Genomic DNA, 6,874 nt, shown 5'->3' with positions numbered 1-6,874 from the left:
AGCCATTGATCGCGTTCCTCACGGGTGCTCCACGGGCAGGCCTGGCAATCCCTCGTCGTCACGGCCGCCACCGTCTGGGCTTGAACCCACGCCTCGGGATGCTCCCACGCGGCGTCTGAGTTTGGATCCACGTCGCCGGGAGCGCAGACCTGGCGCGTGCGCACCGTCTCTGTGCCCCACGTGCCCGCCGGACAGCTCGCCCGGGCCGCCGAGCTTTCCGATTGCCGGCACGGCACCAAGGCCGGCGGAGCCGGGGTGGGGACCGGCGTTGGGAGCGGCTGAGGCACCGCAACGCTGGGCGCAACAGGAAGCGGCGGAACCGCCGGGGAAGGAGCAACCCCAGGGCTTGGCGACACGCTCCCAGGAACGCCCGGCACTGCATCGGGCACGCTGGGAGCGGTGGATACGGGGCCAGCCGGTGTCGGCGTTGAAGGGCCAGGGACGGCGGGCGTGGAGGGCAGGGGAAGCGTGGGCACCACGGCGACCGACGACCCGGCGACCAGGCCTGAGTAATAGACGACGTCGACCACGGCCCCATCGGCCCCGCACGCCAATCCCAGCCCGGGGACGTCCAGGGTTCCGCCGTTGCCCAACAAAACACTGGTGTTGCCCACGATCACGTCCCGCACGTTCGCGTCGCCTGCGATGGCGGAGACGAACGGCACGCAGGCCCGCGCAGGAAGCCCAGACAGCCCCACGGTGAAGGCATCTCCTGCCAGGCGCACCGTGGCCGGGGCCACGGTCACCGCGCCGCCCCATGCGTTGCTCATGGTCGCTGCGCTGCCTTGGCGGAAGTCTGTGGGGGCCAGCCCATCTTCAAGCACGTTCAACGTGCTGACGCCGCGGAACGAGCCGACGATGCCATGGGACCGATCAACGCGGCTGGCCAGGTCCCGAACGTTCTCGACGTCCGACGCCAGGTTGACCCGAGTGGTGACGCGGGGGTAGACCCAGAACGCGGCGGCCCCCATTGCGGTGGCAACCCCCAATGCGAGCAGCAACTCGACCAGGCCAAAGCCTGGGGCAGGAGAACGACGGCGAGGGCGGGCTTGCGGTGTCATGCATTTCAGCATGCGACACAACCGCGTTTTGACAAGCCCTGAGAGCAGTTCCTTATTTTAGTCAAAAATCTTTCAAATCAATGGGTTGACAAAGGTTGGCGATGTGGTTGGATCGTGGTGTAGGAGCGGTTTAATGGGTAAACCGACCTATCCACAAAAAGAGAGTGACGACATGAAGATTCATCCCGTCGAGCCTGCCAGCACCGACCTGGCGCATTTCCAACTCCACACCGCCGCGCGGTTCCTGGACCGCACCAATGGCCTCAATCAGCTGGCCGACAAGCACCGCAGGATCCAGCGCTTGGCCACCCGCGCCCGTCATGAGCGGCGTTGGAAGAGGGAAGAGGAGCGCTTCGCATGAGCATTTTGAACATGGCCCTGCTGTTTGTCGGTCTCCTGGGCATCGCGGTGTTCTACCGGGACCTGGTCGCCAACCCCATCTCCGCCGGGCGCGCCCTGATGCGCTTCTATCAACTGCCGGCGGAGCATCGCCAAGGAAGCGTTCTGCAAGAGGTTTCGAAGGCGTGGTGGAGCATCGTGCTGGTGCCGTTCTACGTGCTGGTGGCCCTGGTGCTCATCGGGGTTCTGGGAGGTGGGCAATGAGTGCCGGGACCGAAAGCCTCATCAGGGCCATCCAAACCAACGACCCGCTGGCCTTCTATGGGTGGCTCCACACACTCAAGGGGACGCCCGACCTGGACGCTGGAGTGGCCGGCGATCCTGGTATCACCGCGTTGGCCGTCGCCTCCCTCATGTATTCCAAGGCCATCCAGTCGGACCCGCTCCTGGCAACGCGCTATGCGACGATGATCGAAGCGCTCATGGACGCCGGAGCCAATCCGTTGGTCCGGATCGGGGAGCGGTTCGTGGTGCGACGGGGACACGCCGGGAAGCTGGAGCGGCGTCAGGTGTCAGACGGCCAAAGCCTGGCGGAGGCCTGCGGGGGCGTTCTTTGCCCGGCCATGCAGGCATGGTTTGGGCGCCAACGGGCGGCCGAGTGGTCCAACACCGCGCTTCATCGCCCTCACCCCGCCTACGCCCACCTCCGTCGCAACCATAAAGCCGTGGCCTGACGCCCAGGCCGGCGGCTGCTCGCCGCCGAAAAGCGGGGTGGAGACAACGGCAGGGTGGGCCACGGCTCCCGCCGGGCCCCGGGGTCGCTGAACCTCCGACGTCTGCACGGCTAAACCCCCTCTAGCTGCATGACTCTTGCGGGATTAGGTTTGCATCGTAGTGTGTTGCACGACCTATCCATAAAAGGAGCCCATCTCATGCGTCTCGTTGTCTGCTGCTTCAAGGGGGGCGTGGGGCGCACCACGCTTTCGCTCAACCTCGCCGCCGCGTTTGCCGGCCAATCCCGCGTGCTCGTCAACGACCGCGACCCGCAATGCGGTTCCGTGGCCTGGTCAGCGATGAGCGACGGGGAAACCCCGTTCACCGTGAGTCGCTCAAGTTCGCCTGGATTTGACCTGGAGATCCAGGACATGCCGCCCAGTGCCCCAGTGAAAGACCAGTTGCCGGACGCGGACCTCTATCTCGTCCCAACGCTGCTCGACGGCGGCAGCTACGTTGTCTACCTGCGGACCATCGACACGCTGCGACGTCAGGGTAAGCCCATCCTGCCGGTTGCCAACCGGGTCAACCTCAAACGGGCGGAGCACCGCCGCCGCCTGGAAGATCCCAGCTTGGCAGGCGCCATCGTCATTCCCGAGCGGGCGGCGTTGGCGAGCTACTACGAGCTCGGCGAGACCGTGTTCTCCATGCGCGGCGCTGGCGTGGATAAGGCGCGTGAGGACATTCTGCGGGTAGGTCAGGCTATCCAAAAAAGGTTGGTCAACCCGGCGCGGGGGAAGGCATGATGGACATCCCAATGCTGCCCCTGCCGGACCTCATGGCTGCCCAAAAGACCCCCGCCAAGAACGCCGTTGCCAAGAAGGCCCCGGCCCGCAAAGACCTGTCCAAGGCCGCGAAAGTGGTCCACGCCAAGCCGGAACGCACGTATGCGCCGCTCATTGATCTGGGCCAGTTTTCCGAAGGGCAACTGGCAGAGCTGATGGTGGCTGCAGGGGACGCGCCTGGGCGGAGAACCTATTTCGACTACTCCGAGGAGCGGCCCTACCTGCGGGACGGCCAGAGGGTTCATCTGGACGTGGGACGCGACTCCACCATGTTCGACTACCGCGACGAGAACGGGGCGCGTGTGGAGCGAACGATGGTCACCGTGCCGCCCAAGCTCCGGGAGCAGATTCAGGACGTCACCGGGGAAGAACAGCCGATTCTCACCACCGCGCTCATTGCGCTGGCTTCCTGGGCTTGCCAGGAGCTCAAAAAGAGCAAGCGTCGCCTCGTCGTGACCACGGCAACCGATGACCTGGATCCAATGCGGAGACAGGTTCGGAAAGCCATCGTGGGGCGGGCGAGGAAACAACGGTAGCCCTGGGTTGGTAGTGAACGACAGGCGGCCATGGGCCGCCTTTTTTATGGCTGGCGGCGGGTGGAAAGAGCAACGGCAAAAGCGGCTAGAGCAAAAGCGTTGTGGAGGAAAGGCGGGTGGGGCCTCGGCTTCCGCCGGGCCCGGTGCTTGGCTGGAAACGTGAGGCGTTTCAGGGTTTGCGTGTTTTCTGCGGTTGCCCGTCAGTTCTGCACTTTAGTCAAACAAATGTGTTGTTTTTGAGTTTACATTTTCAGGGCCTGTCGTAACCTGGATTTACAGGAAAGCAATACCGCTGACCGAAAAGGCCAAAAAGGTAACCGCCATGCAAAAAAACACTTTCACCATCGAAGCTGACTACTCCACCAACAGCTGGAGCAGCAACTGGGAGCCCATCGACAACGCGGAATACTCGACACTCGCCGAAGCCGAAGCCGGCATGGAAGATCTGGAGCAGAAACTGGGCTGGCGCAACATGCGCATCGTGGATGAAACGCGTTTTGTTTGGGCCTACGGACAGGAGGGCGAGGATGAAGATGCCTAAGCTCTATGCCATCCAATCCAAGCAACCGGCCCCGCGCCGGTTGTCTGGACCGAAGAAAGAGCTGATCTACGTCGATGCATCCAACGTTCTGATTGAAAGCGATGCGCATGTCCTAGATATGCGAGAGCTTCTCAAGCTCCACAAAGAAGATTTAAAAAAGAGGAGCAATAGCGTTTTGCAGGAGATCGCTCGTGGTTCGTAACCCCTACGCCATCCGACCCAAGCAGCCGGCCCCGCGCCGGCTGCCCACGGTTCGCATTGCCCCGGCCAAGGCGGCCGCATTCCGGGCTCTCGCTCGCCAGCAGGGGCTCACGGCCAGCAGTGCATTGGCTGCCCTGGTGGCCGCCCATGCCGACATCCGCCAGCCGTTCGGGCCCCGGGTCCGTGCCAAGCATGGGCCGGATGGGAAGCGTTACGGCGCGATTTTGCCGGACCCGAAGGTGAGCGAAGAGGTGGCCGAGGGCCTGGTGCGGGATGCCCGAACGGCGGGGATCTCGCTGGGCGAGGCGATGCGGCAACTGGTGGATCGGTGCCTGGAGCAGAGCCGGTGAGTCGGGGAGCCAAGGGGGAGGGGAAACGGCGGCTCAAGGGTCGCCTTTTTTATGCCCGGGGGTTGGGAAGGGTTGGGATGAAAAGGGGCAGGTGCCCCTTTGCTGAGGGCTGGGTTTTCGGATTCGTGGGAAGGTAGAGCGGTGGCTGGGGCGGAAGCCCCGGCCCATGTCCTAACCTCCCCGGAGGGGGCTTTTCAGGCGCGGCCCGGGGCCGCGTTGTTTTAAGAGCAAAAGCGGCCAGAGCAAAGAGCCGGCGGCTGCTCGCCGCCGAGTCTTGGTAGAAAAGGCGGGAAGGGCCGTGGCTTCCGCCAGGCCTGCGCCTTGCTGGGACGTTGAAATGTGAGCCGGTTCAAAGGTTATTTAAATCTGCTTTTCGCCCGTCATATTTACACTTTAGTCAAATAAATGTGTTGTTTTCGGGTTTGCATTTTTGGGGTCTGTCGTAATCTGGATTCGTGGGGAGGCAATACCGCTGACCTAAAATAAAAGGTAAACATCATGAATATCCAAAAATCTAACGTGAGTAAGCAAGACTTGTCGAAGGCTGCGCTTGTTGTGGGAATGGTGGTCCACTCCACGCGCCATTCGCAGATCAAAGCCGACATGCGGAAAGGCCATTTTCAGCGCAACTTGAGTGAGTGGATGCAACGCTCTGGAGCGAGCGCGTCAATCGTCTCTAAGGCTTTGAACCGTCTCTTGAAGAACCCCACGGAGTGGGATCGCGTGGGCCAATCCACCTTCCCGCTCTACAACAAGCTAGCTGCGAACGAGGCTGTCGCAGCGGTTGTTGATAACGAGGCCTAAGTGCGGGTGCGAAGAGAGGAGGGCGGCCAGGGTGCCGCCTTTCTTTTGTCTGCTCCCCCGTCACCGCCCACCCCATACGCTCCTCCCCATGGATCCCCTTACCACCCCAGACGGCCGTTACCTCATCGTCCGCGGGCGCCTCTGGCGAACCACCAACCCAGGCCTCAGTGAGCCGGAGAGGGAGCGCCTGGTCCACGAGCTGATGGACGCCCGGCGTGCCGTGAAGTCAGCAGAAGCCAACCAGGATGGGGAAGCACTCGCCGCCGCGCGGCGCGCCGTGGACAGCGCGAAAACAGGCTTGGGCGAACGTGGCCCGGTGTGGTGGACCGATGGGGAGAGGGACTGGAACCGGTGCCTGGTGAAAAACTCGCCCTATGCAGGGTGGTTCCAGAACGTGGATACTCGCGAGACCACACCACGGAAAGGAAGTGAACATGCTGAAGGGTGAAGCGAAGATCGATGTCCCGGTTTACAGCGATGACGAGAGAGATATTGAGCAGGGCATGGACCCTATCATGCACGGAATCCTCATCACTCCCTCAGATCTCAAGCCCGTGCCAGGCAAGCCTGGTGTCTATGTTGCCGAGCATAAGAACCCAGACGTCACGGTGACAGTAACGGTCCAGGCGGATGGCAGCACGACCATTGAAACGGACCCCGAATCCGACATTTTCGAAAACACGTTGCATGTCTGACCAGTCCGGGGGCAGTGACTACTGCTCCCGGCTCTCGGTGACCATCCGAGCCCAGTCCACGCCCAGTTGCCTCACCTCATCGGCCCACGCTCGGTAATCGTCCAGCGGCATGGGGGCTTCCAGGCCGCGCTTGACCCGCTCCAAATATTTGTTCTTCCGAGACTGGGCTTCTCGGAAACGGTGTTCCGCCTCGTCCAAGCGGTCAGCCCGTTTGGCGGCCTGCAGTTGGCCCAGCCGCCGAACCGAATCCGGGTTGGTGGACAGCACGCGGGGAGCATGAGGCAGCGCGTGGCCTCCGGTCATCGGGACGCGCTTGTGGTTGCTGACCGGGTCCATGACGCGGTGGCGCCAGCACTCTCTCCAGTCGTTTGCATCGAGCGGGCCGCCGCCTGGCACGTCCAACGGCACGACGATCCCATGGGCCTCGATGAGCGCCCACACGGCCCGCAGGAACGCGTCCACCGGAAGCCGTAGAAGGGTGACCTGGCCCTCTGCTAGCACCTCGCCCCCGTCCCTCATTCGTAACGCCAGCAGGGTCTCGCTCAGTGCCAAGGCATCGCCTGACCGGGAGTTCCAGCCCACCATGCACACCCTCTCCCCATCCACCTCACCCGACCACGCATAGACCTGGAAGCGGGGCCTGGCGAAACGCGCCAACAGGTGGGAGAGCAGCCGCTCACGCTTGGAGTGACGCGATAGGGGCGTGAAGTGGTTTTCAGCGTAGAGCAACGCAGAGCGCCGACGCTCCAGCAGCAGGGCCACCCGGTCAGGGTCTGCCTTCGCTCGCC

The 6,874-nt window shown here is 63.1% G+C and carries 12 protein-coding genes; 10 read left to right on the top strand and 2 right to left on the bottom strand.

Annotation, left to right across the window (positions count from 1 at the left end; translation table 11 throughout):
• A partial coding sequence (locus tag AB0E19_RS37995; protein WP_362189632.1) for a type 4 pilus major pilin occupies nt 1-1,061 on the bottom strand: 1,061 nt, incomplete at its 3' end.
• A 133-nt stretch (nt 1,062-1,194) separates the two neighbouring features.
• Between AB0E19_RS37995 and AB0E19_RS37990 the strand changes: the two genes are divergently transcribed.
• From AB0E19_RS37990 to AB0E19_RS37945, 10 genes are all read left to right on the top strand, one after another.
• Entirely contained in the window at nt 1,195-1,422 is a 228-nt protein-coding gene (locus AB0E19_RS37990; protein WP_362189629.1) for a hypothetical protein, read from the top strand.
• A complete protein-coding gene (locus AB0E19_RS37985; RefSeq protein WP_362189626.1) occupies nt 1,419-1,664 on the top strand; it encodes a hypothetical protein in 246 nt (81 codons plus the stop codon). Before AB0E19_RS37990 ends, AB0E19_RS37985 begins: the two co-directional genes overlap by 4 nt.
• Nucleotides 1,661-2,134: a hypothetical protein gene (locus AB0E19_RS37980; protein WP_362189623.1), complete on the top strand. Its 474-nt coding sequence runs from the start codon at nt 1,661-1,663 to the stop codon at nt 2,132-2,134. Before AB0E19_RS37985 ends, AB0E19_RS37980 begins: the two co-directional genes overlap by 4 nt.
• A 198-nt stretch (nt 2,135-2,332) precedes the next feature.
• The gene (locus AB0E19_RS37975; protein ID WP_279912796.1) at nt 2,333-2,920 is read left to right on the top strand and encodes a ParA family protein; all 588 of its coding nucleotides are present in this window, start codon (nt 2,333-2,335) and stop codon (nt 2,918-2,920) included.
• 11 nt (nt 2,921-2,931) lie between these two features.
• On the top strand, nt 2,932-3,495 hold the full coding sequence (locus AB0E19_RS37970; protein ID WP_164089635.1) for a hypothetical protein: 564 nt from the start codon (nt 2,932-2,934) through the stop codon (nt 3,493-3,495).
• Between the two features lie 322 nt (nt 3,496-3,817).
• Complete coding sequence (locus AB0E19_RS37965) at nt 3,818-4,036, top strand: hypothetical protein (RefSeq protein ID WP_024957698.1); 219 nt, start codon at nt 3,818-3,820, stop codon at nt 4,034-4,036.
• Nucleotides 4,029-4,238, top strand: coding sequence for a hypothetical protein (locus AB0E19_RS37960; protein ID WP_049452729.1), 210 nt, complete (start codon nt 4,029-4,031; stop codon nt 4,236-4,238). Before AB0E19_RS37965 ends, AB0E19_RS37960 begins: the two co-directional genes overlap by 8 nt.
• Nucleotides 4,228-4,587: a hypothetical protein gene (locus AB0E19_RS37955; RefSeq protein WP_362189614.1), complete on the top strand. Its 360-nt coding sequence runs from the start codon at nt 4,228-4,230 to the stop codon at nt 4,585-4,587. The genes AB0E19_RS37960 and AB0E19_RS37955 overlap by 11 nt, the downstream gene beginning before the upstream one ends.
• Before the next feature lie 519 nt (nt 4,588-5,106).
• Nucleotides 5,107-5,391, top strand: a complete 285-nt coding sequence (locus tag AB0E19_RS37950) for a hypothetical protein (protein ID WP_362189611.1) — start codon at nt 5,107-5,109, stop codon at nt 5,389-5,391.
• Between the two features lie 434 nt (nt 5,392-5,825).
• Nucleotides 5,826-6,086, top strand: coding sequence for a hypothetical protein (locus tag AB0E19_RS37945; RefSeq protein WP_099470322.1), 261 nt, complete (start codon nt 5,826-5,828; stop codon nt 6,084-6,086).
• Between the two features lie 18 nt (nt 6,087-6,104).
• Here AB0E19_RS37945 and AB0E19_RS37940 read toward each other — a convergent pair.
• Nucleotides 6,105-6,874 (bottom strand): hypothetical protein (locus AB0E19_RS37940; RefSeq protein ID WP_362189607.1); only part of this gene is annotated, 770 nt, incomplete at its 5' end.

It is taken from the genome of Streptomyces sp. NPDC047974, assembly GCF_040653375.1.
Lineage (GTDB): Bacteria > Actinomycetota > Actinomycetes > Streptomycetales > Streptomycetaceae > Streptomyces.
The sequence above is the reverse complement of the archived record's forward strand: the minus strand, read 5'-3'. Positions and strand labels throughout refer to the sequence as shown.

Bases quoted from the DNA above. Each gene is read 5' to 3' on its own strand.
- AB0E19_RS37990 (WP_362189629.1), top strand. From the start codon at position 1,195: ATGGGTAAACCGACCTATCCACAAAAAGAGAGTGACGACATGAAGATT.
- AB0E19_RS37985 (WP_362189626.1), top strand. From the start codon at position 1,419: ATGAGCATTTTGAACATGGCCCTGCTGTTTGTCGGTCTCCTGGGCATC.
- AB0E19_RS37980 (WP_362189623.1), top strand. From the start codon at position 1,661: ATGAGTGCCGGGACCGAAAGCCTCATCAGGGCCATCCAAACCAACGAC.
- AB0E19_RS37975 (WP_279912796.1), top strand. From the start codon at position 2,333: ATGCGTCTCGTTGTCTGCTGCTTCAAGGGGGGCGTGGGGCGCACCACG.
- AB0E19_RS37970 (WP_164089635.1), top strand. From the start codon at position 2,932: ATGCTGCCCCTGCCGGACCTCATGGCTGCCCAAAAGACCCCCGCCAAG.
- AB0E19_RS37965 (WP_024957698.1), top strand. From the start codon at position 3,818: ATGCAAAAAAACACTTTCACCATCGAAGCTGACTACTCCACCAACAGC.
- AB0E19_RS37960 (WP_049452729.1), top strand. From the start codon at position 4,029: ATGCCTAAGCTCTATGCCATCCAATCCAAGCAACCGGCCCCGCGCCGG.
- AB0E19_RS37945 (WP_099470322.1), top strand. From the start codon at position 5,826: ATGCTGAAGGGTGAAGCGAAGATCGATGTCCCGGTTTACAGCGATGAC.